Source organism: Arcobacter aquimarinus (genome assembly GCF_013177635.1).
In the GTDB taxonomy this organism is placed as follows: Bacteria; Campylobacterota; Campylobacteria; order Campylobacterales; family Arcobacteraceae; genus Aliarcobacter; species Aliarcobacter aquimarinus.
Window position 1 is genome coordinate 2,061,121 of record NZ_CP030944.1, and the last position, 26,246, is coordinate 2,087,366.

The window sequence follows — 26,246 nt, forward strand, 5'->3', positions numbered from 1 at the left end:
ATTTAATTTATTTTATTATTCATAAAGTTTTTTATACTAAAATTTCAAAAAAATTAAGGATAAAAAATGCTTAAAGAATTTAGAGACTTCCTTTTAAAAGGAAGCGTTGTTGATATGGCTATTGGATTTATTTTTGGAGCTGCATTTGCAACATTTGTAAAATCATTAGTTGAAAATGTAATTATGCCTCCAATTGGATTATTACTAGGAAAAGTTGATTTTTCTCAACTATTTATCTCTTTAGATGGTAATTCTTATGCTACTTTAGCTGAATTAGAAAAAGCTGGAGCTCCAGCTATTAAACTTGGAGTATTTGTAAATGACACCATTTCATTTATGATTTTAGGATTTGTAGTTTTTATGTTTATAAAAACATATAACAAAATGAAAAAAGAGGAAGTAAAAGAAGTAGTTCCAACTACAAAAGTTTGTTCTGATTGTGCTATGGAAATTCCACTTGCAGCTAAAAAATGTGGACACTGTGGAAATACAGCAGTATAAAAATAGATAATTAAAAGGCAAATGCCTTTTAATTATAAATCAACTAAAGCTTTAAATGTAACTCCACATCTTCCAATATTTTCAACATTTACATGATTTCTTTCATTGATTCTATCATCTTCAATAAACTGATACTTTAACTCTAAAACAACAGGTGTTGTATCTCCTGGAATTTCATAAGTATCATAATACTCGCAAAATAATGCACTTTGAGAAGAGGCAATCATAGGTGGAAATCCATCCATTACATTTTTTACTTCTATTTCAAATTTTTCTATTTCACTTTCATCTTTTCCTAATTGTAATGCACATTTTTGGACTTTATCAACATTATCTTTATTTACAAAACAAATAGTTGCTTTTTTTGTTTTTAAGATATTTGCTAATGAATCCTTTGGAGTTCCATCATCTTTTTGACCAATTGCTACAATTAAAAGTGCTGGATTTGAAGAGATTGGAATAAAATATGAAAATGGAGCTGCATTTAAAACACCATTATCCTCTGTCACAATCCAAGCAATTGGTCTTGGAATTACTGTTCCTGACATAATTTTATATCTATTTAAATCATTTATATCTTTGTAATCTAAAATCATCTATTTCCCTTTTATATTTTAAATTCTTGTTCAACATTTTTTGCTATTGCTTCACCTTTTAAAGTTAAAAATGAATCACTTATAAACTGTTCAGCTTTTAATTTTTTTAAAAGTTTTTTCCCCTCTTTTAAAGAAAATAATCCTGTATCCTCCAACTTTAAAACAATATCATTCAAAGTCTCATTTGATTCTTTTTTTAATATTGCAAGTAATAAAACTTTTTCGTTTATATCCATTTTAAAATCCTTGTGTAATAAAAAGCAAAAGCTAAAAAACCTACTCCCAAAAGAATAGTAATTATATCAACAGAAGTTAAACTTGCCATTAATCCAATAAATAAAGTTGTAAGCACACAAGCTAACATAAAAAACATATCATTGTATGAAATCACTCGTCCAATATATTTTTCATCACATTTATCTTGTAGTAAAGCGTAAGTAAATGACCATAAAATCGTCGTACTAAGTCCAACAATAAATAATGCAATCAATGAAATATAAAAATTCTCTTGAACTAATCCCCATAGAATTATTGAAATTCCTTGAAAAATCATTAAATAGTGTAAGTTCTCTTTTGTAACATATTTAGAAAGAAGTATTGGTCCAAACATAAGTGCAACAGCACGAACTGCATTTGATAAACCAATAGCAAGTGGCACTGAAATAATATATTTATACTCATTTTTTGCCAAAATAGTAATAAGTGCATCAAAAGAAGTAAGCCCAACACAAGAGTGTAAAAATATTAGATGTAAAATAATTTTATTACTTTTAATATAAATAAATCCATCTTTTATAAGTTCTAATATTTTATCACTAGCAATGCTAGCTTTTACAACAAAATCTATTCTAATAAAAACAACTAAAGCTGTAAAAAATATAAATGCATCTATTATAAAAGCTATTTTTACACCATAAGCATTTACTATAAAACCACTAACAGCCATACCAAAAGCATAGGTAAAAGACCAAATGATAGAGTGAATTTCATTTGCTTTTTGTAAAGGTTTACCATTTAAAAGTTTCGCTAGAAGTGACATTTCAGTTGAAAAAAACATTGATGCTGCACTCATTCTAATAAAAATAAATATCATTAAAAGCCAAATTTCACTTTTATCATCTATAGTTAAAAATAAGATTGTCATAAGCAATTCTATACTCAATAATGCAATCATTAAAGGTTTTATTTTAACCCTATCTATAATCGCTCCTGAAAATGGAGCAATTAAAATAGCTGGTAAAAAGTGCATAGCTGTTACAACTGAAATTGCCAATTCTGTTGAACCAAAATCAACAAGCATTGTATAAATAGCAACATTAGAAAACCAAGCCCCAAAATAAGCGATAAACTGAACAAGGGACAAATCTCTTATAATTTTATGTTCAGCAAATAATTTACGATAATTCAATTTCTACCAATACCTCTTGATACATAGCAGAAAAAGAACTCTCATCTTCATCATTTGGGGTTAAATAGTTTACATTTTTATTTCCTGCATAAAAAAATGCACAATTATCTTTTATATCATCATTTATTTTAACGATAAATTTTGCACTTCCATATTTTGAAGAGATAAGAACTTCATCATTATCATTAAAATTTGAGCTAGAATGTAAATAAACAAAATCATCATTTGCAAATTGAGAATTTAAAGAGTTTTTATTTTTTGCAGTTATTAAATAAAAATTCTCAGAAGTCTTCTCTTTGTAAAGTGGTTCAATATCAAGTTCATCTAAAAACTCAAAAGTTTCAAACTCTTCAATTTTTGGCTTATGATTTATATAATATGAAATTATTTCATCTTCATCTTTTAATTTTTCAAAACCAAACTTTTCAAGTAAATAGTTTGTCAATTCATATTCACTTATAGTTTGTGGATTTTTCTCTTCTACAATATCACTAACAGCTTTTAATTCATGTCCATAAGATAATCTAACATCTTTTTTTGATAAAAATGAACTCGAAGGGATTATCAAATCAGCATATTCACATGTATCATTGTATGTTGTTCCAAAATATACCACAAATGGATTTTTTAAACCTTCAATAACTTTTTTAGTATTTGGATGAGAAATAACTGGATTTGCACCTTGAATAAAAACTAATTCATAAGAATTAAAATCAATTTTTGGAATAGAAACTTTTTTATTTGTTCCTTTTACTTCAAATTGTTTTTCATAACCATAAGTTGAATTTGATAAATACCAAACTCCACCTGCATCTTTTTTATGAGCTCCTATATATGCGGCAAAAGAGTCTATACATCTCATAATTTGAGCACCTTCAAAATATTTTTGGACACCAAGCCCAATAACAAATGCTACACTTTTATTTTCAATCAAATCTATAAAGTCATTAACTTGCGATAAAGGAACTCCTGTTGTTGCTTCATAAGAAACAACAGGTCTATTTCTTGTTATATCAAAAAACCAATCAGCGTTATTTCCATACTCTTCTATAAAATCTTTATCTTCTAAATCTTGCATATTAACAAATCTTGTAAATAATAAAGCTAATTCATAATCTGTTTTCGGATTTATTTGCATATGAATTTTAGATTTTTTAGCAATTGGCGTACATATTGGATCTATTGTTACAAATGTTTTATCTTTTACAAGATTATATAAATGAGGAGAAGTAACACTAAAATTTCTACCCCAAACTACAATAACATCTGCATTTATTAATTTTTCTAAAGGTGGATTAACCACATTTTGTCTTCCTTGCTCAATTCCAACTCCACCACCTCCATCACATAAACTACCACGTGTAAGTGTAGAACCATATTGTGTGAAGAAATTTTTTGGAGCACTTTGCATAACACCTAAATTTCCACTACCTTTATAAAATAAAGTTTTTGAAGGAGTAGTATTTTTTAATTTATCCACTAAAATAGATAAACCTGTTTCTAAACTTATCTCTTCATTTTGAAAATATGATTTTTCTAATTTCTCTTCTTTTAATAAATTGGCAAACTTTACACAAAGTTTGCCATCTGTTGTTTTATGTTCTTTTGAACCTTTTATTGTACCATCTTGTAATTTTTCTGCTTGACAAGCATCATAACAATCCAAAGGACAAGCTACTTTATTATTTGAATTCAATTTTTACCAACCTTGAAAAATTATCTACATTATCTAAAATTAATTCAACTTTATAAGATGAAATATTTACAGAATCAGCTACATTATAAATCTTAGAAATTTTAACATCACTTTTTTGACCATCTAAATATATCTCTTTATTTTTTATCTCATTTATAGATGCAATTGGAATAAAAATCTCTAATTTTCCTTTTGATAAATCTTTTGCTTCATACAATAAAGTCCCAGGATTTACATAATCCCCCTCTTTTACAGAAATGTTATAAATATAATTTGATTTTTCAAATAATTTTTTATTTGAAATAGTATCTTTTAAACTCTCTATTTTAATTATCATATCTGCCTTTGAAGATTCTAAATTAATAACTTTTAATTTTTGTGTGTCTTTTTCAAACTCTGATTTTGAAGATACTTGATTTAATCTTTTATAATTATTATTTTCGATTTTTAACATCTCATCAATATATTTCAATTTATTTCTTGATTGTTCTAACTCCACTTTATTTACAACTGAATCAATCTCAATAACAACAGAATTATTCGCTTTTGAACCCTCAAGTTTAGAATTTGAAAATATTACTTTTCCTGAAACTGCTGATTTTACTTGATAACTTTCAACTGGCTCTAATTTTGCATAATATTCATTTGCAAATATAGAACTTATAAATAATAAACAAAGCCATATTATTCTCATAAATTTTTCCTTATAATTTTAAATTTTTTAATACTTTTAAAATCTCTTTTTTTAAAGATTTAAAATCCTCATCTTTTTCAAGTTTTAATATCAATTCATCCAATTTTGAATCTACTTTTAAATAAATAGCTAAAATTTTTATCAACTCTTCTTTGGATTTTGAACTTGAAACTCTTTTAGTTAAAGGTCTATTTTTATACTCTTTTTTTTGCTTTGAATTTATAACATAAAAATATAAACTTATAATTAATAAACAAGAAACAACTCCTAAAATAAAAAATAAAACTCTTTGTTCTAATATAGAGATTGCAACAAGCTGTTTTGCTAAATCCTCATTTTGCTTTTCTATTTTTATCTCTTTTTGTAAAACAGTCTCTTTTGTATCACTTGATAAAATCTCTATATAAAAACTATTTGTATTTTTTTTAATAACTTCTTTTCTATTTTTATCAAAATATTCTAACTCTAAAGAAGGTATTTCAAAACTTCTATCAGAAATTAATAAAAAGTTTTTTTCATATTCTCCTATATATTCATTTTCTAAAATCTTTGTTTTGATAATAGGCTTATTTTCATATACAGTAATATCTGTTAAAGGAAGTTTTATATCAGGGATATCATCGATATTTCCATTTCCTTTTATTTTTAGCTTATAAGATATTGCTTCACCAGCCTTTACTTTTTGTTTATCAATAATTGATTCAATTGAAAAATCACCAACTAATATTATATTATTTGGTAATTCTTTTATATTTAGATTTAACTCATTTGAATATATTTTCAATACTTTTGTAGATGAAAAAAAAGATTTGTGACTTTCATCTAAAACTTTAACATTTAAAGATAAAGGTTCTATTTTCTTTATATTCGTATTTAAAGGAGTCAATAAAAAATCAAGTTCAAGGATATTATACTCACCCTCTTCATAACTTCTAGATTTTTCTATTTGTTTGTACCAAAAATCTTTAAAATTTGGTTTATCAAGAGATAAATCAACTATTTGCATATTTTTCTTATATTTAAAAATAACCTTTAATATAAAGTTTTCATTTATATAAAATTCATTTTTCTCACTATTTATTGATAAATCAAAAATAGAAGATATAGTTTTTGAAGGATTTTCTATTATTATATTCTTTTCAGGAGTTTTATATTCTATTCCATCTATCACAAAATTAAGAGAAGGAAAAATAAAACTTTTTGTTGGCTCAAAAGAATAACTTTTTTTTATAATTTTTGTTATTTTACCATTTATAAAACTTGTAGAGACATTAGTTGATATCTCTTGAACTATATTTTCATCTATAGTACTAAAATCGGGGAAATAATCAATACTTTCACCTGTAAGTTCTATAGTAAAATTAAATCTTTCACCTTTTATCCCTTTATCATTTATACTTAAATTTACATTGGCAAATAAAGAAGAAAAAAGAAGAAATTGTAATAACAAAAAAATTTTAATTATTTTCATTTTAGAACTCTAAAGTTCCTTCTATTGCAAAATTTGCCCTTGAATCAAGTTCTGCGTGCGATAAAACAGATACTTGTAAACCAAATTTTTCATAAATCTCTGAGATTCTTTTTCTTAAAACTGGATCTACAACCATGCATATTTTTGAGAAACCTTTTCCTTCAACTGTATCTAGAAGTTGTTTTGTTTTTGTAACAAGATTATTAATTTCTGCAATTGAAAGCATCAATTGAGAAACTCCATGATGTTCTTGAAGTTTTCCAATAAATTGCTGTTCCAAATCTGGTTTTATTGTAATTATATGTAAAATTCCATCTGTATCTTTGAATTTTTGAGTTATTAATCTATAAAGTTTTGCCCTTACATGTTCAAGTAATATTTCAGGAGCTTTTGTAAATTCTGCAATATCAGCAACAGCTTCAATAATAGTTAACATATCAACAATTGGTATTTTTTCATGTAATAAGTCTTTACAAACTTTTAATAAAGAACCATAAGAAGTAACCTTCATAGCCTCTTCAATAACTATAGGGAAATCTTTTTTCAATCTTTCAACAATATCCACTATGTCTTGTCTAGTTATAATATCTTCAGCATGACGTTTAATAATTTCTGAAATATGTGTTGAGATAATTGTAGGAGCATCAACAACAGTAAAACCTTTCATCAATGCCTCTTCTTTTAATTCAGGAGTTATCCATGTAGCATCAAGATTAAAAACAGGTTCTTTTACATGTAAACCTGTCAATTTTTCATTTCCTAATCCACCCATTGCAAGAAGTTTATCAACCTCAATTCTTCCTTTTACTAAAGGAATCCTTTTTAAATATAATTGATATTCATTTGCTCCTAAATTAGCATCATCAGAAATTCTAATTTGAGGGATTATAAATCCTAACTCACTTGCAATATTTTTTCTAATTGCTTTTATTTTATCAAGTAATTCAGAATTTCCTTGAACAAGTTGTAATAATCTAATTCCAAGTTTCAACTCTAAAACTTCTAATTTCATAATATTTTCAATTGTTTGTCCCTCATCAGGAACAGCCATACTTTTTTTCTTATCTTTTAAAGTTGATACATTTTCATCAATTTTTGCTTTTGCAGGTTCTGCTTTAAAAAGTCTAGTTAATACATTATCTTTTTCACTCTCTATCATGCTTATAACATAACCTATGAAAATCATTAAAAGACCCATAACCATTAAAATACCTGTTGGGAATCCTGGTACAAAACCAAATAACACCATTCCCATACCAACTAGCATTAAAGACTTACTATCTTTAATAAGCTGATTTACTGATTGATTAGCAAACCTTTCCTCATCCATATTTGAACGAGTAATGATAATTGCCGTTGCTGTAGATAAAATAAGTGCTGGAATTTGAGCTACTAATCCATCTCCAATAGTTAAAATTGTATAAATTTCACCTGATTGTGCAACTGTCATATCATGTTGAAAAAGCCCTATTAATAAACCACCAACTAAATTAACCATAGTGATTATAATACCAGCAACTGCATCACCTTTTACAAATTTTGATGATCCATCCATTGCTCCATAGAAATTTGCTTCAGATATTAAAGACTTCCGTCTTTCTTGTGCCTCTTTATCATCAATAAATCCAGCATTTAAGTCAGCATCAATTGCCATTTGTTTACCAGGCATAGAATCAAGTGTAAATCTTGCTGTTACCTCAGCAACCCTTGTAGCACCTTTTGTTACAACCATAAAATTAATCAAAACTAATATAATAAATACGATTATACCAATAACCATATCTCCACCAACAACAAACTCTCCAAAAGCTGAAATTATGGAGCTTACAGCTTCAGGACCATTATGTCCCTCACTTAAAATAGATCTAGTTGTTGCAATATTTAAAGCCAAACGAAATAATGCTAAAATCAAAATAAGTGTTGGAAAAGTTGTTAAATCAGATGGCTTTTGAATATATAATGAGATTAATAAAATTAATAAAGACAAAGATAAAGATATAATCAAAAAGAAATCTAAAATTCCCTTTGGTAAAGGAACAATTATAATTGCAAGTATTGCAATAAACAATGCAACAATAATTAAATCTTTTGAAAATATCTTTTTTATATTCATATACTAAAATTTGTATTTGCTAGTTAATTTATAAAATTAACTAGCGATAATTGATTTGTTTTACTTATTGTTGAATACAATGCAGTATAAGTTAATTCTAAAGCTTTTGCTTTTACTGCTACTTCTGTTAAATTAGCAGCACCTAACTCTTGAGATAAAATATTCAACTGTGTTAATTTTGAACTAACTCTATCTAATGAGTTTAGAAATATTTTATTTCTACTTCCTAGTTCTGCATGAGCAATATTTAAATCATCAAATGACTTTTTTACACTATCCAAACCTTTAGCAATCAACTCTTTAGATTGAGCATCAGTAATTGGATTTCCTACTGAATCAACTTTATTTAAAGCATTTACAACATTATCTAACATATTAAAAATTGTAGTTTTTGCTTCAAATTTTGTTCCATTAGGAAAAGTATTTGGAATAGTAACTGAAAATGTGTTTGTCACTGGATCTAAATTAACAGGAGTCAATGTTTCTGCAGTAACATTACCATCTAAATCATATTTTGTTAATGTATCATTAGTAGGAGAATTTAATTTCCACTCATTTCCATCTTGATCTAAAATTCTATCATTTTGATTAAAAGTTAAATTTTCATTTCTTAAAGCTGATGATGAAGTATACATCATAGAATCAAAACCATTAATTCCTCTTTCTCTATAAGAACCTTCTTCTACTGGAACTTTTCTTAACTTATTATCTCCTTGATAAATTATTTCACCAGCTGAATTTTTCTCAAAAGGTTTTATCGCTGAATTTGAACCTGAGAATACATACTCACCTTCTACTTGAGTATTTGCTAAATCATAAAGATTTTCTTTCATACCCGCAATGTTTAAAGCTATTGCTTTTAATCCATCACTACTTGTAGTATCTGTATTTGCTTTTATTAATTCAGCGTTAATACTTTCCATAATTTTTTTTATCTCTTCCATTGCTGAATCAGAGCTATCATTTTGAATTTTAGTTCTTTCAATCTGAGTTTTTAAACCCTCAAAAGTTCTGATTTTATCATCAACAACCAATTCTCTAGAATATAGAACTGAATCATCACTTCCATCTTGTAATTTTTTACCTGTAGATGATTGATATGAAAGCTTTTGTTGTAAACTATCTAAATTTTTTAATCTGTACATAGTTTGATCTATTTGACTAATCATTGTAAAACCTTTCTAAAATTAGCAATGGTCTCATTAAAGTCAAAAAGCTTTTGAGAATCTTGAATTAAAAATTCTCTTATTTGCTCTTTTTTTGCCATTGCATTATCAAGTTCCGGATCCATACCAGTTTTGTATGCACCAACTCTAACTAAAACTTCATTCTCTTTTATTAATGATAATACTCTTTTTAACTTTAAGAAATCATTATAATGTTCTTTTGTAACTACTTTATCAATCACCCTTGAAGCGGATTTTAATATATTTATAGGAGGATAAAACCCCTGCTCTGTTAAATCTCTTGTTAATACAATATGACCATCTAAAATAGACCTACTTTGATCTGCAATTGGATCATTCATATCATCGCCATCAACTAAAACTGTAAAAAATGCAGTTATAGAGCCTTTTTTACTATTTCCTGCTCTTTCCATTAATTGTGGTAAAAGTGCGAAAACAGAAGGTGGATATCCACGACTAACAGGAGGCTCTCCTGTACTTAAACCTATTTCTCTTTGAGCCATCGCAAATCTTGTTACTGAATCCATCATCAAAAGTACATCATGACCTCTATCCCTAAAAAATTCAGCAATTGCCATGGCTGTAAATGCACCATATTTTCTCATTAAAGCAGATTCATCAGAAGTAGCAGCTACAATAACTGTATTTTCTAAACTATTATTTAAATTATAATGTATAAATTCAGGGATTTCACGCCCCCTTTCTCCAATTAGTGCTACAACTTTTATTTGAGCTTCACAACCTTTTACAATCATTCCCATTAGAGTTGATTTTCCAACTCCAGAACCTGCAAATATTCCTACTTTTTGCCCTTTTCCACAAGTTAGCATTGAATCTATAGCTTTTACTCCTGTTGAAAATCTTTTATCAATAATTCCTCTTTCCAAAGCAGGCATTGAAACTTTATTTATTGCAGAATTTTCCTCAATATTTTCTATTTTACCTTTATCATCAATTGGCTCACCTAAGGCATTCACAACTCTACCTACCAATCCATAACCACATCTAACACTTAACCCATCTTTTTGTAAATAAACCTTATCATTTATCCTAAATCCTTCAATAAATGAAAAAGGAACAACTGTAAAATTTTTATCACTTATTGATGCTACCATACCCAAAACAGTATATAAATGTTGTACTGATTCAATCTTAACAATATCACCAACTGCAACTTCAAGCCCCGTAGCACTTAAAGTTGTAGTTGATATATTTGTAATTCTTCCAAATGCTATAGAGAGATTTGTTTCATCAATTCTATTTAAAATATCATCTATATTCATTACATCTCATCACACATTTTTTTATAAAGACTTTCTGTTGTATCTTTTACTTCTTTACATTTCAAAATATATTCAGTTTTTTTATTTTTATCGCCTAAACTTTCATATAAACTTAAAATATCATAATATATTTTTACTTCATCATTTGGTTTTAATTTTCTTGTGTTAGATATTGCTTCTAATAAATAATCAACAGATTTTTGATAATTATTTTTTTCTTTTTCTATTCTTGATAATTCAGTTTCTACAAAAGGAGAATAAATAAATGCTTTTACATCTTTTTGCTTATCATAAAGTTTTTGTAAAATTTCTTCAGCCTCTTTTTTCTCATCAATTTGTAACAAATATAAATAATAATCATGATATAAATCTATAATCATAGGATTTGATTCGTTTGCTTTTATAAAATCTTTATTCATAAAAGTATAAATAAAGAATTTTTCCATAGCATTTGGTTCATTTTTTATTTTATTTAACTGGTATCTATACATAAACTCTTTTGCTAAAACCGCCTTGTCATCAACCATTTCAACTTTTGCTGAGAAATCAAATGCTTCATCAATCAAATTTAAATTAAATGCCATTCTTTCAAGATATAAATATATATTTGCATCTCTTGTCTTATTAAAAGTCTCTTTTATTTGATAATAAGCTCTTTCATAAGGAGCTTCTATTAAACATTCAAAGAAGTTATATTTTACACTCTCATCTTCAATCAATTTTTCTAATGTTTCACTTCTTGAAGTTTTTAAAAGTTCACTTAACTCAGAACATTTTCCTTGAGATAAATAATCTTTTATTAAATCTATATTTACCTCATCTAAGATCTCATCAATAGAGTTATAACCAAACCTTTTTACTATCTCATTTGATATTTTTCTATATACTTTTTCTGTTTTTAAAACTTGTTCATATTTTTTATCTTTTATATCATTCATTAATTCTTGAAGTAATGATTTTTGTTGCATTGCTTCATTATCTTGATATTTTGCAGCAACTACACTAGGTGTTAAAAAACCTTGTCTCATAAGAATTTCATCAATAAACATCTTTGAATTATTTGCATGAATTCCTTGAGAATAATCATTTATAATATCTTTATACAAGTCTTTTGCTTTTTCTAAATAATAATTTGTTCTATCATACATTATCATATAAGTATTTGCTAATTTATATTTAAAATCTTCTATTACATCATCTTTACTTGTTCTTTTTAATAATTCTCTTAAAATCTCTGCTGCATGTTCTGGCATACCTGCTTTTATCAATCTATTAATTTTTCTATTTGCAACAAAAGAATCATTTGCATAAAATTCTATATTTGTTCTTAATACTTGTTTTATTAACTCATTTGCTTTTTCTAACTCTCCAGCTAAAACATAAACATCAAATAGTTCATCAGCAACCACAGTTGCCACTTCTTTATTTTTTGTTAAAGTAAGAATTTCATACAAATAAGTTATAGCTTTTGAATAATCCTTTTGATATTTAAAAACTTTTGCCAAAGATATTTTCCCATAAGTTTTAGTTAACTCATCATCAAAATTATCAATAATAACTTGAGCAAAATATTTTGCGTCCTCTATTTTATTTATTTCAAGTTTTAATTCAACCAATAACATATATGCTTTTGATAAATCTGTTTGGTTTATTAAAGAAGAATTTATGGCACGTTCAAGTTCATTTGAAGCTTCAAGTATCAATCTTTTAGTCTGTTTTTTCAAAACTAATTCAGAATATAAAATCATAATATCAGAAGTTAAAACTCTTATTTTATTTTTTTCTTTAAAATCCTTTACTTGAGTATAAGCTTCATCTATTTTTCCATCTCTTGCTAAATTTTTAGCATTTTGTAAAATATCGAAACCATCGGAAATTTCTTGTTTCCTCTGCTCTGATATTTGCTCACCTGTTGAATCTATAAAACTATAATAAAAATCTTTGTTTGCATTTAAAACATTTACTAATAAAAATAGTGTAATTAATAATTTCAATTTTTACCTTTTTCTTTTTAACTCATATACATACGAAAAAATTTCTGCCATAGCCTTATAAAAGTCACTTGGAATTTCTCTATCTATATCAATTTGCTCATATAAAGACCTAGCTAATGCTGGATTCTCAATTATTGGAATATCATGTTCTCTTGCTACATCTTTAATTTTTAAAGCCAGAAAATCTATTCCTTTTCCAACAACTAAAGGTGCAGAATTCACTTTATTATCATATTTTAATGCAACAGCATAATGGGTTGGATTTGTTATAACAACATCTGCATCAGGAACATTACTCATCATTCTTTTTTGAGCCATTTGCATCTGTATTCTTCTAATTCGACCCTTTACTAAAGGATCTCCTTCCATATTTTTAAATTCATCTTTAATTTCTTGTTTACTCATTCTTAAAGATTTCATATAATAATGTCTTGAAAAATAAAAATCTATTATAGCAAAAATAATAAGAATTAAAAGAATTGCTAAAATAAAATAGATTGTCAATTGCACCATAATAGATATAGTTGCGTTTGTTTCCATATCCATAATTGCTAAAAAATCTTTGTTAGTTAATATAAAAAGAATAAACATAACAATCATAATAATTATTAATTTAAGTGTTAATTTAAAAGCTTCAATTAATTTTTTTAATCCAAAAATATTTTTCATTCCTTTAATTGGGTCAAGCTTTTGTAAATCAAATTTTAAAGGAACAGTTATAAATCCAAATTGCATCCAATTAGTAGCTAATGATAAAACTACCACTAAAATAAAAATTGGTGCTAATGCTTTAAGTAAAGTTATAGTCATACTATAAGTAATAGAAAAAAATACTGTACTATCTAATTCTTGTCCTATAAAACCATAAGAATACATCATTAACTTTTTTATTTCTAATAAAGAAAAAGATGAGAAAAAAAGTAAATACAGTGAAGCAAAAAATAAAATAGCTGCACCTGTTACTTCCATTGACTTATTAACATTTCCCTCTTTTTTGGCATCCTCTATTTTTTTGGATGTAGGTTCTTCGGTTTTTTCTTCTTCATCTGCCATATAAACTCTTTTTTATTATTGAAATTTATCTATAAAATAATTTGTAAATGCTTCTGAAAAAATTTCCATTGCCAATATTAGAAAAACAAATATTAATGCAAATTTTAACTGAAATGTTATAACAAAAGGTGAAAATGAAGGCATAGATCTAGTTCCATATCCGTAATAAACATCCATTATAAATCCAATAAAAAATAATGGCAAAGCAAAAGCAAAAGCAAAAGCGAACATTCTTTTTATTTCATCAATTGCTAATTGTATCCCATTATAAGAAAATATATCAAAGCTACCTAAATTTATCAATGAAAAACTTTTTACTAATATTACAATAGTCATTTCATACATGCCTGTTTGGAAAAATAACATTAATGCTATCCAATAAAGTAATTTTGCTATTAATCCTTCTTGAGAACCTGTTGTGGGATCAAACATCATAGCCATTGATAAAGCGGTTGAATACTCTATAAATTCACCTATTACTTTTACAGCTGAAAAAATAATATTTATAAACATCGAAGCAACCAAACCTAAAGTTATCTCAGAAATTAAACTAATTAAAAAATTATCTTGATTTATTTCAGAAGAGATTGTAACTAAAGGAAAAACAAAAACTGTAATATAAAAAGCAAAGGCTATTCTGATAGTTGGGCTAATTGCACTATGACCAAAAACTGGCATAAAAGCCACAAAAGCTACAATTCTTGCAAATAAAAGAAGAAACTGATACAAAGTCTCTTCATTAAGTAGTGATAAAAAAGCTTCCATTACATATAGTCTAAAAGTTTATCTTCTCTATCTTTATTTTCCTCTTTTAATTGTAAAACAGACTGTGTATCTATTTGTCTATCAAATCTATTTTGTTGATTTGAATTATTTTGTCCATTTGAAGATTGTTGATTATTTTGATTTGAAGAAGTAAAATCTAAATTAAAAATAGTATTTTCATCAAAAGTTTTATTTAATGAATTTCTTAAGACATTTTGATTTTCAACCAAAGCTTCTAATGTTCCGCCATTAGATGCATTCATACTAATAGTTAAAGCATTAGTATTTTTATCATTTTTCATCAAAATTGCAATACTTCCTAACTCTAAAGGATTTAAATTAATTTTAAACACAGTAACGGGAGGTTTATAATTTTCATACATTTGTCTAGCAATATCAGACATCATTGTTGACATTTGCTGCTTAGCACCAATTATTCTTGATTGAATATTATAAGATAGAGGTGAATTTACACTTACTTCAACATCTTCTGCTATATTAAGAGTATTTTCAAGTAATGCATTACTAGCTTCTACGGATTTCGTTATTAAATGCTTAACATCTTCACTTCTAATACTTTTTTCCATCAATAAACTATCTAAAAGATTTTTCTTATCTAAATTATTCAAAGCTTGTTTTTTTAAATCTAAAGTTTTTAAATCTACATTTTGCTCAACATTAACATCTTCTAATCCCAATTCTAAAATATTAGCACTTTTTTCAATATCAGTTAATGAATTGGCATTTTTTAAAATATTTATAGCTTCACTTTTATTTAAAAGAAATTGACTGTTCAATATGTTTTTTTGTCCACCAAGATATAAACTAGATAAAAAATCTTTTGAGTGACTTAATTCTGTTTTATTAATAGTTTCATTTTCTAAAACATTTAAAATAGAATTTTTACTATTTTTTTCAATTAAAAGATCCATTAAGCTTTTTTTACTGTTTGTATTTTGCATTTCTTCAAAATCAACTAATTGTTCTTTTACAATTGATGAAACTGCTTCATCTGTATTGTTTAATTTAGGCTCAATTGTTTTGATTTCTTCATCTGATGTATTTGAAATAATTTGAGATTCAATATTTTGTAAAGAATTTTGATTTAAAACTTCTTTATTTTCATTTGGTTTTACTATATTTATATCTTTATCTGAATTCTTAATACTCTCATCTTCACTTATTTTTACATCTTTTATTTCTACTTTTATTTCTTGAGTATTTTTTATAGTCTCATCTAAAACCACTTTTTGAGAATCTATTTTTACATCTTGATTATCTTGTATTGGAGTTGTTATTTCTAAACTATCATTTGATAAATCTTTTATAATATTTCCATTTTCACTTATTTTTATAGTTTGTGTATTTTCTTCACTCTCATTTAAAATAACTTTTGGAGAATCTATTTTCACATTTTGATTATCTTGAGAAGTAATTATTTCTTGAATATCTAATGTATTAATTTGATTATTTTTAGAAGCATCATTATTTGAAATTTTGCTATTTGAAGTTTTATCAAGATTCTCTTCTTGTGTTTCTATTTTTGCTTCTTGATTAATTTTTTCACTCTCATCTAAAATTACTTTTTGAGAATCTGTATTTATATCTTGATTTTGAGTTGGAATTTTTACTTCTGTTTCTACTATATCATTTTGAAAATTTTTAGATGTATCATTTAAGATTTCACTATTTAAAGTTTTATCTAAATTTTGTTCTTTTACTGTTTCTTTTTTTGCTTCAAGGACTAATCTATCTAAAAGAGAATTATTACTATTTTTTAAATTTATACTCTCATTATCTTCTATTTCAGTATTATTCAATTCATCAACTACTAAAGTTTCCTTATTTATTGCATCTTTTTTTGTTAAAGTATTATCTTGTTTTAAAGTTTCTTCTTCTTTATCCATTCCCATACTATCTTTTAACAAAGAATCAAATAAAGATGGAGATTCCTTTGTTACTTCTTTATCAGAAACTAATGAAACTTCAGTGCTAGAAGAGCTATTTTTTGAAATTATATCTATTGGATTTGCCATAATTTATCGATTACATATTTAAGATTTCTAAAGTTTTAGAATCTATATTTTTATGAGTGTTAAATGAAGTAACATTTGCCTCATACGATCTCATCGCCTCTATTAAATCAACCATTTCAATTACAGGATTAATATCTGGATATGCAACATATCCTTGTTCATTGGCATCAGGATGAGTTGGATCATATTTCATAACTGGTTTAGCATCAGATTGAATAATTGACTTTACTCCAACTCCTCTTAATGAAAGATCTGAATTTATACTATTTGTAGTTTCAACATCATTAGAATTAGCTTTTTTATTAGTATTTGCTACTAAAATATCTTCAAAAACTACTTGTTGTTTTTTATATGGACCACCCTCTTCTGTATGGGTAGTTTTTGCATTAGCTATATTTGCACTTACAACATTAATTCTTGTTCTTTGCGCACTCATACCAGATGACGCAACATTGTATCCATCAAAAAAACCCATGTTTCATCCTTAATTAAATTTGCATTCTCATTATTTCTTTATAGGCATTAACAGCTTTATTTTTAACTTCTAATGCTAATTTCATTGACAATTCAGCTTCTTCAATTCTTTGAACAGCCTCTTGTAAATTAGTAACTTTTCCTGTTGCTATTTGCTCCATTGAGTCATAACCTTTTAGTTGATGATTATTAACTTCAGATATAGCATTATTTAGCATATTTTGAAAAGATTTATCAGAAACATCAGAAGTTTTTTGTGTTTCATTGTTCAACATATTTAAAGAACTTGTTATTGAAGATATATTCAAAATTTACCCCTTAATTAGCTTTTTTTAAATTTTTTTCATTAGAATCCATAACATCTTTTACAGATAATTCATTTAACATAACTTGTATTTTTTCTTCATTATACTTAAAATTAAACTCATTTCTTTTATTATCAAGACTAAATAAACTAATAATAAGTGAAAGCATCATATTACTTATGCCTTTTAAAATAATCGTTACTAAAATTATACCTAATATCATCTCCATTGGAGTAAAAAAATCTGCATTTAAAGTAAAAAATATTAATGTTGCAAAAAAACCAATAGCTATATAGAGTCTAAAAACTCCACTATTAATTACCGTTTGAGAAAATCGTTCTATTACCATTTTAAAAAACTTTAACAATAAAAATAGAAATAATTAAACAAAACGTCGACACTTAATACTAACCTTCTAATGGATATTAACTAAAATTCTATCAACAATATTTTGCAACTGTCTTGTTATTTCATCTGTAGAAAATTCATTTACAAACAATTTTCTTAAACGTCCTGTTGTTGAAATTGTTTCAGAAGTTGAAATATTGCCTATATATTCTACCATAAAATCTTCTTTTAACCTATTTTTTTTCCCTAAATTTACTAAAGAATTACTTATAGTTTCTCCTATTTGATAACTTTTCGTATGATTAAAACTTAACATTAATTTACTTTTTTCCATTGATAACATCTTAATTAATGAATAAACATCAGTTAATGCACTAGGATCAGTTGTAGTAATAGCTAATATATTATCGGAAATAGATAAAAATTCTTTTACATAATCATTTAAACCAGCACCTGTATCTATCAGTAATATATCGAATTTATTTAATGCAACTAACTCTTTTACAACTCTTGAAAAAACAAAACTATTTTTATTTAAAGTATACTGAAAACCACTCTTTCCAGCTATTAAAGATATATTTGAATAATTAGTTTTCGTAATTACTTCATCTAAAGTTCTAACTCCATCTATATATTCAAAAAAACTATTTTGTGGTTTAACATCAAATAAAACTTGCATATTAGCAAGTCCAATATCTGCGTCTAAAACAGCTACATTAAAACCTCTTCTAGAGAGTAAAAATGCAATATTAGCAGTTATTGTTGATTTTCCAACTCCACCTTTTCCTGAGGTAATAGTTAAAATTTTAGTTTTTGAATAGTTTTTTTTTACAGAATTAGTTAATTTAACTAGCTTACTAGCTTGAGAAGAAATAGAATTAAACAAAACTATCTCCTAATACATTGATTATTCATAAAACAATCTATTAAAAAAGAAGAATCAGAAACTATTAAATCATCTGGAACATTTTGACCTATCGAAAAATAAGTAATAGATTTTTTTGTTTTATGGGCAAATGATATTAAATTTCCAAAACTCTTTGTCTCATCTAATTTTGTAAATGTTAAATAATCTATTGATAATCTTGAATAGTTTTTATAAATTTCAAGTAAATCACTATGTTTTACATTTGCTGGAAGTACTAATATTTTTTCAATAGGAAGCTCTTCGACTTTCTTTTGATACTCATTTATAAGCTCTATTTTATCAATATCATATTGACTTGAACCTGCTGTATCAATAAAAATATAATTACAATCTTTTAATCTTAAAAGTGCTTCAGCTAAACCTTCAGGCTTTTTTACAATTTCTAAAGGTAATCTCATTATATTTGTATATGCTTGTAATTGCTCAATTGCTCCTACCCTAAAAGAATCTAAAGTTACAATTCCTACTTTATAATTTTGACCTAATTTATAAGCATATCTTGCAGCAAGTTTTGAAATAGTTGTAGTTTTTCCAACACCCGTTGGACCTACCATCATTATAATTTTTCTTTGATGTTTTCTTAAAGGAACTTCATGTTTAATTGGTATTACTCTTCGCAAAATTAATTTAAAAAAATCATTCACTTTTTTTGGGTTAGATTTTAAAGCAATAGGTAATTGCTTTATTGTTTTTTTCATAATTGTATAAGTCATTTCTTGATCAAATTCATTTTGTTCAAATATATTATACATTGATGCAAACTCAGGAGGAATTGTTAAGTCATAAAGTTGGCTTTTTGGATTCCAAATCGATTTTTGAACTTGCTCTAAAACACTTTGCATTTTAAGAATTTCTTCTTTAAAATCATACACTTGTGTCTTCATTGGTTCAACATTTTGAGAAGCTTTACTAATTGCTGTTTTTGTGTATATTAAATTTTTTTTCTTATCTTCTTCTTCAACAGCAACAACTACCTCATACATATCTTTTGTATTAGCTTTTGCATTTGATACTTTTTTAGTTGATATAACAATTGCATCTTCTCCACACTCTTCTTGAGCTAATCTTAATGCAACAGATGGAGTTTCTCCAAAAAAAGATAATACATTCATTTTAATCTTCCATCTTTATATATTTGTTCTATAGAACCATCCAACTTTTTAATTCTAATAAATTCATTATTTTCATAAATCACTTTACCTTTTTTTTCTATCTTAACACCACCAAAATCAAAAATCACACTTTCATTCTCATATTTTTTAACATCTTTCATACATATAATAGTATTTTTATTTATATATCTTGCCGTTAAATATTTTTCTTCTGATAATTTTTCTAATGTCAATGGCTCACATGCTTTATTTATAGAAGAAACATCTTTAGTTATTAATTTTTTAGCATCCAATTTCTCTTCAAAACTAATTGAATCTCTTGAAACTAAAACTGTAATAGCAAAAACTTTAGCTGTTAATAAAAAAGTTAGAAAACTAAGCCTTAATATCAAAAATTCTTCCTCCATTTGCAGCACTTATTTCAGATACTAAATCTTTATATAATTGTTGCACAGGCATTACAATTGAAGCTAATTTTTTATTTAGTTCATATAAATCTTTCAAATCATTTTCTAATGAATCAACAGAATTTCTATAAATATTTACATCTATTCCTTCTTGAATTTTTTTTACTAATTCTTTATTCAACTCGGCTTTTAATCTAGTTATTTCATCTATTATAAAATGCTTTTTATCATTTCTTTTTAAAAGTTCTTCATGTTTTGCTTCTTTTATATCTAAAATATCTAAGTTTATAGATTCTTTTAATTCATTTACTAAAGTTTTCATATTTTCAACAATATTTTCTATCATAACAGAATCCTTATTTATTATTTTTACTTAAAAAATCAAACAACATATCACTAATACCCAAAGTACCACTTGAACTATCTGCAACAGCTTGAACATACATACTTTTAATAATATCAGAACCTGCACCCTCTCCAGCAATATTAGTAGAACGTAAAGAGATATCCATGATTTGATTTAAAAAGAATGATTCAAAATCATTACTTACTTTTCTTAATTGCTCTTCATCTTTTGTAATATTTTCAGCATTTAAATTATCAAATTTTTTTGTTTGTAAAATATTACTATTTATTAAATTATTACTATTTATTTCCATCATTACTCCAATCTATCAAAGAAGTTCTCTTGATTTAAAATATCTTGTTGACTATCCTGTGAAAAAAATCTCATTTCTACTCTTCTATTGTCAGCTGCTACATCACTTTTGGGATGATAAGAAGCATATGCTGCAACTTTCAAAATAGAGGGATCAATTCTATTTTTTATTAATTCTTTTACAACAGAAATAGATCTTAAAGCTGAAATATCCCAAGCATCTCTTGGAATATTTGAACCTAAAGTTCTATTTGTATCAGTATGTCCTATTATTTCAATATTAAAAGTTTGTGGCATAGTTCTAATAACTCTTGCAATTTTTGAAATAAAAACTTTTGCACTTGCATTTGTTAATTCATATTGACCATCTTCAAACATAATAGTAGAAGGGATATCTAAAGTAAACTCATTTTTTCCTTTTTCTATACTAATCTCTTGACTTTCAATATTTTGATTTGAATTCAATTCTTGAACTATTTGAGAAACTTCTTCTGCTGTACTTTCAAAAGATGTTTCACTAGAAGATTCACTATCTTCTGAATCTGAACTACCATCTTGTGTAGAGTGTTTTTCACTTTGTGTTTCAACATCTGTTGAAGAGTCTATGAATCCCATTGCTTTTTTCATAATATCAAAATATTCTTCAACTTTTTTCTTATCCATTACTGCCATTGAAAGTAACAAAATAAAAAAAGTTAGTAATAAAGACATTAAATCCCCAAATTGAACTAACCAACCTGGTAAACATTTAGGACAATCAGGACATTTTTCTTTTGCCATATCTATTCTTTACTCTGCAACTTCAACTAAAATAGAATTTAATTGCATTTTTATATTACCTATTGATTCTTCAGCAGCAATCATTGTTGCTCCTTGAATAATAACTTCACATGCTGTTACTTCCACATTATGTTTTTGAGATAATTTACTCTCTACAAGTCCTGCAAATAATGTACCTAACAAAGCTCCATACATTGTAGTAAGTAAGGCAACTGCCATAGCAGGACCAACAGCTGCTGGATCTGAAAGATTTGCTAGCATTGCAACAAGTCCAACTAAAGTACCAATCATTCCCATGGCACCAGCTGTTCCACCCATATTACCAAAAATACTTATCATTGTAGTATGTCTTTTATTCATATGCTCTAATTTTAATTCCATTAAAGGCTGTAAAGCATCTGGCTTAGTTCCATCAACTAATAACTGAAAAGCTTCTTTAAAAAATGGGTTTGTTTCTTGAAGAACTTTTTGTTCGATTTGCATAACTCCATGTTTTTTTATCTCAGTAGCATAAAAAACTATCTTTTCAACCAATTCAGGTAAAGGTTCAACTTTTACTTCATTTAAAGCAACTTTAAATGCAGGAACAATTCTTTTTAAATCTTTTCCCTCAAATTGTCCTGCTGTTACGGCTATAGTTCCTCCAAAAACAATTACAACAGAAGGTATATCAATGTAGGGACCAAAACCTACTCCTCCTAAAACAATCGCAAGCATAACCATTCCCCAACCTGCGACTAATCCTCCTAAGGTACTTTTATCCATAAATTATAATCCTATTTGATTTAATCTTAAATCTTCACTACCGATTTTTTTGATTTTTAATCCAAATTTTCCTTCAACAATAACAGCTTCACCTTCTCCTATTCTTACCCCATTAACTAAGATTTCTAAAGGTTCATTCACCATTTGTTCTAATTCAATAATTTCACCAACATCCCATCTTAAAATATCTTTTAATAAAACTACTTTTGTTCCTAACCTAACACTTAATTTTAATTTTACATTGTATAAAAGTTCTAAATTTCTAGGTGTTTGAATTGAAGTACTTGAACTATTATTGCTAGATGGAGTAGCTTGAACAGAAGGAACAATTTTTGCTTCTACTTCATTACTTGAAGGAGCATTACTTCCTGTAATTGAAAAGAAAAAAGGTGAAATTAACTGATCAAAATATATTACTAAAGGTAATTTTTCACTATCTAAAGATATTACAAATTCAAAAGCATTAGTTTTAGAGTTTAATGCTGTTCCTTCAACTATAGATGAACTTTTAACTTCAGATTTAATTGAACCAATATCAGATAAACCTTGTGCATTTACAGAAGTACAAAAACTTCCACAAATATTGGAAATTATTTCATTTACAGCATCTGTAATTTCATCATCAATATGCTCTTTTAAATCTCCCATTCCACCAAGCATTAAATACTCAAATCTTGTAGCACTTAATGTAGGTACATAAAAAATTATTTGACTTGAAATACCTTTAAAATCAAACTTAACAATACATTCAATTAATTGTGTTGAATCAAAATTTTCGACTTCTAATTTAGTAATCGAATCAACTTGAGAATTTTTTGATAATAACTGTTCTAGTGTATTAGAAAGTTCTTCTTTTAATATGTTTGATAAATCTGATGCCAACTAAAATACCTTATTGCTTATTAATTTTTTGTTCCATTTCTTGTAAGACAAAAGCCTTTACTTTCATCATATCCTCAGTAGGATATTTATATTCTGCTTCACCTCTTGTTACTTTAACAAAAAAATCTTTCGAGTTCCTATTGTAACCGAATTTAATATTATCTAAAATGACTTCATTTTTATCGAGAACATACTGTTGTCCTTGATTTTTTTTGTATTCATCATCTTGGATAACCTTTTGTTTAGCTTCAAGATTATTAACTTTTTGAGATTTCTCAATATTATTTTGTTTCGCATTATCAATTTCAGCAACTCTTCCAATTTCCATGGTATCCTCCAAAAAAGTAACATTTATTAATTATTATAGCAGAAAAAGATTAAATTACTTAAGATTTTGGAGATATCTATAGAGATTCTAAATACTCATCAAACCCTACAATTTTGAAATCTATTAATGAATCTAAGTATGGTTGAGTCAAAAATTGTTTTGCACTTGGAATTTTTAATTCTTGAATAAGTTGAATAGCTGTTAAAAAATCAGCATCTGGATCATTTAGTAATGCTTTAATTAATGATATTTGAATAGAAGCGTCATTATATCTTCCTGCTTCTAAAAGTGCAGCTACAAGTAAATACATCGTATATTTATCTTCTAACTTATATTCACTTTGTAAATATTCTAAAGTTTTAATTGATTCATCTGGCAAATTAAAATGTAAATCCCTTAAAGCTTTAGTTCTTAAATAAGAAGGCGTATTTTTACCTGTTATTCTTAAGTCTGCTTTTGAAAATACTCCTAAAGCTTTCAAAATATCAATATAATATCTAGTTATAACCAAAGGACCTTCTAAAAAATTATTATTTAACGTAAGTGGTATAGAATCTTGCAATCTTGCAAAATAGATAAAGTTAGTCTCATTATTTCTTCTTTGTATCAACCTTATCAAAAAAGTCAATGGATCTTTAAAATGCTCATCCAATAAAGGATGATTTCCCAAAGGCTTATTTTGATTCATTGTATCTAAAAAATCTAAAGCTTTATAAAAAATAGTATTTTCATAAGTTAAAGGTTTATCTGCTGAAGTAAATTGTGGATTTAAAAATAATCTATAAATCTCTTTCCCAAAATAATTATATAAACCGTTACTATTTTTAATAGTAGTCTCTATATATTCTTTATCTTTAACTTTTACATTTATTCTATTTGCTGTTATTAAAAACATTGTAGAATATAACTTATTACCTGGATTTAATTTATAAGCTTTTTCAAAATATTTATACGCACTATGAAAGTCATTTATTTGAGCACATGATAAACCTAAATTATAATAAATGTAAGATTTAGTATCTTTTGTAAGCATCTTCTTTAATTCTGTAACCCTAACAATTGGGTCTTCTTTTACTATATTCAAAAATTTATTATTATAATCTACCATCTCTTCAAGGTTTAAAATATTTTCTTTTTGATTGTAAATAAAACCTTTTAAAGAGTCATAAATAATTTCTTGAGAATCTGAAAATATAAAAGGTGCAAAATAAAAAATAAAATCTATTTTTCTATATTCATCAAATTTCAGAACAGAATCTAAATACTGTTTAGAAGTAAATTTATTTTGATTAAAATATATTTCTAAAGGTAATTCAATATTTGCTTTAAAAGTACTTCTTCTGCTATTTATTAAATCCAAAGTCTCTTTCAACTGTTCTATTTTATTTAATTTCAAGTCAGTAAATGCCAAAAACCATAAAATTTTATCTATTGTATTTGGATTAACATTTTGCTCTTTAGCTTTTCTTAGTAATAAAGCTGCTTTTTCATAATCTTTGAGTTTTATATAAATTAAAGCCTTTTTTAAATCCATTGTATAATCCATAGAATTTAAAACTTCTAATGCATTTTCATACTCTTTTAGTATTACATAAGTATCTGCTAACATTCTTTTTGTATGTTCTGAAAGATTTTTATATCTTTTTGATATTCTAACTATAGTATCTAGATACTTATTATCTTTTGAAATTTGATATAGATAATAACAGGCTGACATATAAGAAAAAGTATTTGAAGATGCGTTTTCTTCTTTTTCATAAATTTTATTTAAATGCACAATTGCATTATCAATAGAACCTAATTTATAGTAAGCAATTCCTATATTTAAAGATGAAGGTATTTCAAGAATTTTTGAAGTTCTTTTAAAAAGTTCAATTGCCTCTTCATATTCATTTTTACTTAAATGTAAGACTGCTTTATTAAAGTCAACTTGTAAAGAAAGATTTTCTTGAGTTTTTTTCAATTTCTCAAACTGAAAAATTATTTCTGGCTGAGATTCTATTAAATCTTGATTAGCATATAAAATAGGATTTACAAAAAGGCTACTCAATAATATTTTATATAATAATTTCATTAAAATTCAAGACCTAAACCATAGCATTAACTTGAGCATAAAGCTCTTCATTTCTTTTTTCTAATTCATCAACTCTATTTTTTAAATTCATATTTTCAAGTCTTAATTCTTGCAAATCATCTCTTGCTACTTGAAGATTACCTTGGTTATTTTTTAAAGTATTAGCACTAATTTTAACTTGTTTTTCATATCTTTCTATCAAACTTTCAAGTTTTGACATATCTTCTTGTATTATATTTTTTTCTTCATTTACTTTCTTATACAAAGATTTATATACATTTGCACTAGAAAAAAAATATAGTAATAATACACCAAGAACTGCTATCAATAAAAAATTTTCCAAATTTATCCTACCAAAAATAAAGTAGAGTAAATAAACTTACTCTAC

Annotated in this window: 28 protein-coding genes; 1 reads left to right on the top strand and 27 read right to left on the bottom strand. The window is 26.0% G+C overall.

Annotation, left to right across the window (positions count from 1 at the left end):
* Positions 1–66 precede the first annotated feature (66 nt).
* Positions 67–501 carry a large conductance mechanosensitive channel protein MscL gene (mscL, locus tag AAQM_RS10395; protein ID WP_129096028.1) on the top strand — a complete coding sequence of 145 codons (435 nt, stop codon included), beginning with the start codon at positions 67–69 and terminating at the stop codon, positions 499–501.
* Positions 502–533: 32 nt separating this feature from the next.
* Here mscL and AAQM_RS10400 read toward each other — a convergent pair whose 3' ends face one another.
* The 27 genes from AAQM_RS10400 to AAQM_RS10530 form a co-directional block, all read right to left on the bottom strand.
* Entirely contained in the window at positions 534–1,097 is a 564-nt protein-coding gene (locus tag AAQM_RS10400; RefSeq protein ID WP_129096029.1) for a flavin reductase family protein, read from the bottom strand.
* Between the two features lie 11 nt (positions 1,098–1,108).
* Complete coding sequence (locus AAQM_RS10405; RefSeq protein WP_129096030.1) at positions 1,109–1,333, bottom strand: hypothetical protein; 225 nt, start codon at positions 1,331–1,333, stop codon at positions 1,109–1,111.
* Positions 1,324–2,505: an MFS transporter gene (locus AAQM_RS10410; protein WP_129096031.1), complete on the bottom strand. Its 1,182-nt coding sequence runs from the start codon at positions 2,503–2,505 to the stop codon at positions 1,324–1,326. The genes AAQM_RS10405 and AAQM_RS10410 overlap by 10 nt, the downstream gene beginning before the upstream one ends.
* Positions 2,492–4,201, bottom strand: a complete 1,710-nt coding sequence (locus tag AAQM_RS10415; RefSeq protein ID WP_129096032.1) for a molybdopterin-dependent oxidoreductase — start codon at positions 4,199–4,201, stop codon at positions 2,492–2,494. Before AAQM_RS10415 ends, AAQM_RS10410 begins: the two co-directional genes overlap by 14 nt.
* Positions 4,188–4,895: an efflux RND transporter periplasmic adaptor subunit gene (locus AAQM_RS10420; protein ID WP_129096033.1), complete on the bottom strand. Its 708-nt coding sequence runs from the start codon at positions 4,893–4,895 to the stop codon at positions 4,188–4,190. Before AAQM_RS10420 ends, AAQM_RS10415 begins: the two co-directional genes overlap by 14 nt.
* Before the next feature lie 10 nt (positions 4,896–4,905).
* Complete coding sequence (locus AAQM_RS10425) at positions 4,906–6,366, bottom strand: BatD family protein (protein WP_129096034.1); 1,461 nt, start codon at positions 6,364–6,366, stop codon at positions 4,906–4,908.
* Position 6,367: 1 nt separating this feature from the next.
* Positions 6,368–8,479 (bottom strand): flagellar biosynthesis protein FlhA, encoded by a 2,112-nt coding sequence (gene flhA, locus AAQM_RS10430; RefSeq protein WP_129096035.1) that lies wholly within the window; start codon positions 8,477–8,479, stop codon positions 6,368–6,370.
* Between the two features lie 23 nt (positions 8,480–8,502).
* On the bottom strand, positions 8,503–9,648 hold the full coding sequence (flgL, locus tag AAQM_RS10435; protein ID WP_129096036.1) for a flagellar hook-associated protein FlgL: 1,146 nt from the start codon (positions 9,646–9,648) through the stop codon (positions 8,503–8,505).
* Positions 9,645–10,949 carry a flagellar protein export ATPase FliI gene (fliI, locus tag AAQM_RS10440; RefSeq protein WP_129096037.1) on the bottom strand — a complete coding sequence of 435 codons (1,305 nt, stop codon included), beginning with the start codon at positions 10,947–10,949 and terminating at the stop codon, positions 9,645–9,647. Before fliI ends, flgL begins: the two co-directional genes overlap by 4 nt.
* On the bottom strand, positions 10,949–12,943 hold the full coding sequence (locus tag AAQM_RS10445; protein WP_129096038.1) for a tetratricopeptide repeat protein: 1,995 nt from the start codon (positions 12,941–12,943) through the stop codon (positions 10,949–10,951). The genes fliI and AAQM_RS10445 overlap by 1 nt, the downstream gene beginning before the upstream one ends.
* A gap of 3 nt (positions 12,944–12,946) precedes the next feature.
* Complete coding sequence (flhB, locus tag AAQM_RS10450; protein WP_129096039.1) at positions 12,947–13,996, bottom strand: flagellar biosynthesis protein FlhB; 1,050 nt, start codon at positions 13,994–13,996, stop codon at positions 12,947–12,949.
* 15 nt (positions 13,997–14,011) lie between these two features.
* Positions 14,012–14,761: a flagellar biosynthetic protein FliR gene (locus AAQM_RS10455; protein ID WP_129096040.1), complete on the bottom strand. Its 750-nt coding sequence runs from the start codon at positions 14,759–14,761 to the stop codon at positions 14,012–14,014.
* Positions 14,761–16,797 (bottom strand): flagellar hook-length control protein FliK, encoded by a 2,037-nt coding sequence (gene fliK / locus AAQM_RS10460; protein ID WP_129096041.1) that lies wholly within the window; start codon positions 16,795–16,797, stop codon positions 14,761–14,763. The genes AAQM_RS10455 and fliK overlap by 1 nt, the downstream gene beginning before the upstream one ends.
* Positions 16,798–16,807: 10 nt before the next feature.
* Positions 16,808–17,272: a flagellar basal body rod protein FlgC gene (flgC, locus tag AAQM_RS10465; RefSeq protein WP_129096042.1), complete on the bottom strand. Its 465-nt coding sequence runs from the start codon at positions 17,270–17,272 to the stop codon at positions 16,808–16,810.
* A 13-nt stretch (positions 17,273–17,285) separates the two neighbouring features.
* Positions 17,286–17,579 (bottom strand): flagellar hook-basal body complex protein FliE, encoded by a 294-nt coding sequence (fliE, locus tag AAQM_RS10470; RefSeq protein WP_228254545.1) that lies wholly within the window; start codon positions 17,577–17,579, stop codon positions 17,286–17,288.
* Between the two features lie 10 nt (positions 17,580–17,589).
* Positions 17,590–17,925 (bottom strand): hypothetical protein, encoded by a 336-nt coding sequence (locus AAQM_RS10475; RefSeq protein ID WP_129096043.1) that lies wholly within the window; start codon positions 17,923–17,925, stop codon positions 17,590–17,592.
* Positions 17,926–17,991: 66 nt separating this feature from the next.
* A complete protein-coding gene (locus AAQM_RS10480) occupies positions 17,992–18,810 on the bottom strand; it encodes a P-loop NTPase (protein WP_129096044.1) in 819 nt (272 codons plus the stop codon).
* A gap of 2 nt (positions 18,811–18,812) precedes the next feature.
* On the bottom strand, positions 18,813–19,964 hold the full coding sequence (gene flhF / locus AAQM_RS10485; RefSeq protein WP_129096045.1) for a flagellar biosynthesis GTPase FlhF: 1,152 nt from the start codon (positions 19,962–19,964) through the stop codon (positions 18,813–18,815).
* Positions 19,961–20,371, bottom strand: a complete 411-nt coding sequence (locus AAQM_RS10490) for a hypothetical protein (RefSeq protein WP_171920714.1) — start codon at positions 20,369–20,371, stop codon at positions 19,961–19,963. Before AAQM_RS10490 ends, flhF begins: the two co-directional genes overlap by 4 nt.
* Positions 20,340–20,717 (bottom strand): hypothetical protein, encoded by a 378-nt coding sequence (locus tag AAQM_RS10495; protein ID WP_129096047.1) that lies wholly within the window; start codon positions 20,715–20,717, stop codon positions 20,340–20,342. The genes AAQM_RS10490 and AAQM_RS10495 overlap by 32 nt, the downstream gene beginning before the upstream one ends.
* 10 nt (positions 20,718–20,727) lie before the next feature.
* On the bottom strand, positions 20,728–21,030 hold the full coding sequence (locus AAQM_RS10500; RefSeq protein ID WP_129013427.1) for a hypothetical protein: 303 nt from the start codon (positions 21,028–21,030) through the stop codon (positions 20,728–20,730).
* Between the two features lie 2 nt (positions 21,031–21,032).
* Entirely contained in the window at positions 21,033–21,809 is a 777-nt protein-coding gene (locus AAQM_RS10505; RefSeq protein WP_129096048.1) for an OmpA/MotB family protein, read from the bottom strand.
* A 9-nt stretch (positions 21,810–21,818) separates the two neighbouring features.
* Positions 21,819–22,574, bottom strand: a complete 756-nt coding sequence (locus AAQM_RS10510; protein ID WP_129096049.1) for a motility protein A — start codon at positions 22,572–22,574, stop codon at positions 21,819–21,821.
* Positions 22,575–22,577: 3 nt separating this feature from the next.
* On the bottom strand, positions 22,578–23,456 hold the full coding sequence (locus AAQM_RS10515; protein WP_129096050.1) for a FliM/FliN family flagellar motor switch protein: 879 nt from the start codon (positions 23,454–23,456) through the stop codon (positions 22,578–22,580).
* A 10-nt stretch (positions 23,457–23,466) separates the two neighbouring features.
* Positions 23,467–23,784: a flagellin gene (locus tag AAQM_RS10520; RefSeq protein WP_129096051.1), complete on the bottom strand. Its 318-nt coding sequence runs from the start codon at positions 23,782–23,784 to the stop codon at positions 23,467–23,469.
* A 76-nt stretch (positions 23,785–23,860) separates the two neighbouring features.
* Positions 23,861–25,858: a tetratricopeptide repeat protein gene (locus tag AAQM_RS10525; RefSeq protein WP_129096052.1), complete on the bottom strand. Its 1,998-nt coding sequence runs from the start codon at positions 25,856–25,858 to the stop codon at positions 23,861–23,863.
* Between the two features lie 13 nt (positions 25,859–25,871).
* Positions 25,872–26,201 carry a hypothetical protein gene (locus AAQM_RS10530; RefSeq protein ID WP_129096053.1) on the bottom strand — a complete coding sequence of 110 codons (330 nt, stop codon included), beginning with the start codon at positions 26,199–26,201 and terminating at the stop codon, positions 25,872–25,874.
* Positions 26,202–26,246: the final 45 nt, after the last annotated feature.

Excerpts from the sequence above, each read along its gene's own strand:
- mscL (WP_129096028.1), top strand. The coding sequence starts at position 67 with ATGCTTAAAGAATTTAGAGACTTCCTTTTAAAAGGAAGCGTTGTTGAT.
- AAQM_RS10400 (WP_129096029.1), bottom strand. The coding sequence starts at position 1,097 with ATGATTTTAGATTACAAAGATATAAATGATTTAAATAGATATAAAATT.
- AAQM_RS10405 (WP_129096030.1), bottom strand. The coding sequence starts at position 1,333 with ATGGATATAAACGAAAAAGTTTTATTACTTGCAATATTAAAAAAAGAA.
- AAQM_RS10420 (WP_129096033.1), bottom strand. The coding sequence starts at position 4,895 with ATGAGAATAATATGGCTTTGTTTATTATTTATAAGTTCTATATTTGCA.
- AAQM_RS10425 (WP_129096034.1), bottom strand. The coding sequence starts at position 6,366 with ATGAAAATAATTAAAATTTTTTTGTTATTACAATTTCTTCTTTTTTCT.
- flhA (WP_129096035.1), bottom strand. The coding sequence starts at position 8,479 with ATGAATATAAAAAAGATATTTTCAAAAGATTTAATTATTGTTGCATTG.
- flgL (WP_129096036.1), bottom strand. The coding sequence starts at position 9,648 with ATGATTAGTCAAATAGATCAAACTATGTACAGATTAAAAAATTTAGAT.
- fliI (WP_129096037.1), bottom strand. The coding sequence starts at position 10,949 with ATGAATATAGATGATATTTTAAATAGAATTGATGAAACAAATCTCTCT.
- flhB (WP_129096039.1), bottom strand. The coding sequence starts at position 13,996 with ATGGCAGATGAAGAAGAAAAAACCGAAGAACCTACATCCAAAAAAATA.
- AAQM_RS10455 (WP_129096040.1), bottom strand. The coding sequence starts at position 14,761 with ATGGAAGCTTTTTTATCACTACTTAATGAAGAGACTTTGTATCAGTTT.
- fliK (WP_129096041.1), bottom strand. The coding sequence starts at position 16,797 with ATGGCAAATCCAATAGATATAATTTCAAAAAATAGCTCTTCTAGCACT.
- flgC (WP_129096042.1), bottom strand. The coding sequence starts at position 17,272 with ATGGGTTTTTTTGATGGATACAATGTTGCGTCATCTGGTATGAGTGCG.
- AAQM_RS10475 (WP_129096043.1), bottom strand. The coding sequence starts at position 17,925 with ATGGTAATAGAACGATTTTCTCAAACGGTAATTAATAGTGGAGTTTTT.
- flhF (WP_129096045.1), bottom strand. The coding sequence starts at position 19,964 with ATGAATGTATTATCTTTTTTTGGAGAAACTCCATCTGTTGCATTAAGA.
- AAQM_RS10490 (WP_171920714.1), bottom strand. The coding sequence starts at position 20,371 with ATGGAGGAAGAATTTTTGATATTAAGGCTTAGTTTTCTAACTTTTTTA.
- AAQM_RS10495 (WP_129096047.1), bottom strand. The coding sequence starts at position 20,717 with ATGATAGAAAATATTGTTGAAAATATGAAAACTTTAGTAAATGAATTA.
- AAQM_RS10500 (WP_129013427.1), bottom strand. The coding sequence starts at position 21,030 with ATGGAAATAAATAGTAATAATTTAATAAATAGTAATATTTTACAAACA.
- AAQM_RS10505 (WP_129096048.1), bottom strand. The coding sequence starts at position 21,809 with ATGGCAAAAGAAAAATGTCCTGATTGTCCTAAATGTTTACCAGGTTGG.
- AAQM_RS10510 (WP_129096049.1), bottom strand. The coding sequence starts at position 22,574 with ATGGATAAAAGTACCTTAGGAGGATTAGTCGCAGGTTGGGGAATGGTT.
- AAQM_RS10520 (WP_129096051.1), bottom strand. The coding sequence starts at position 23,784 with ATGGAAATTGGAAGAGTTGCTGAAATTGATAATGCGAAACAAAATAAT.
- AAQM_RS10525 (WP_129096052.1), bottom strand. The coding sequence starts at position 25,858 with ATGAAATTATTATATAAAATATTATTGAGTAGCCTTTTTGTAAATCCT.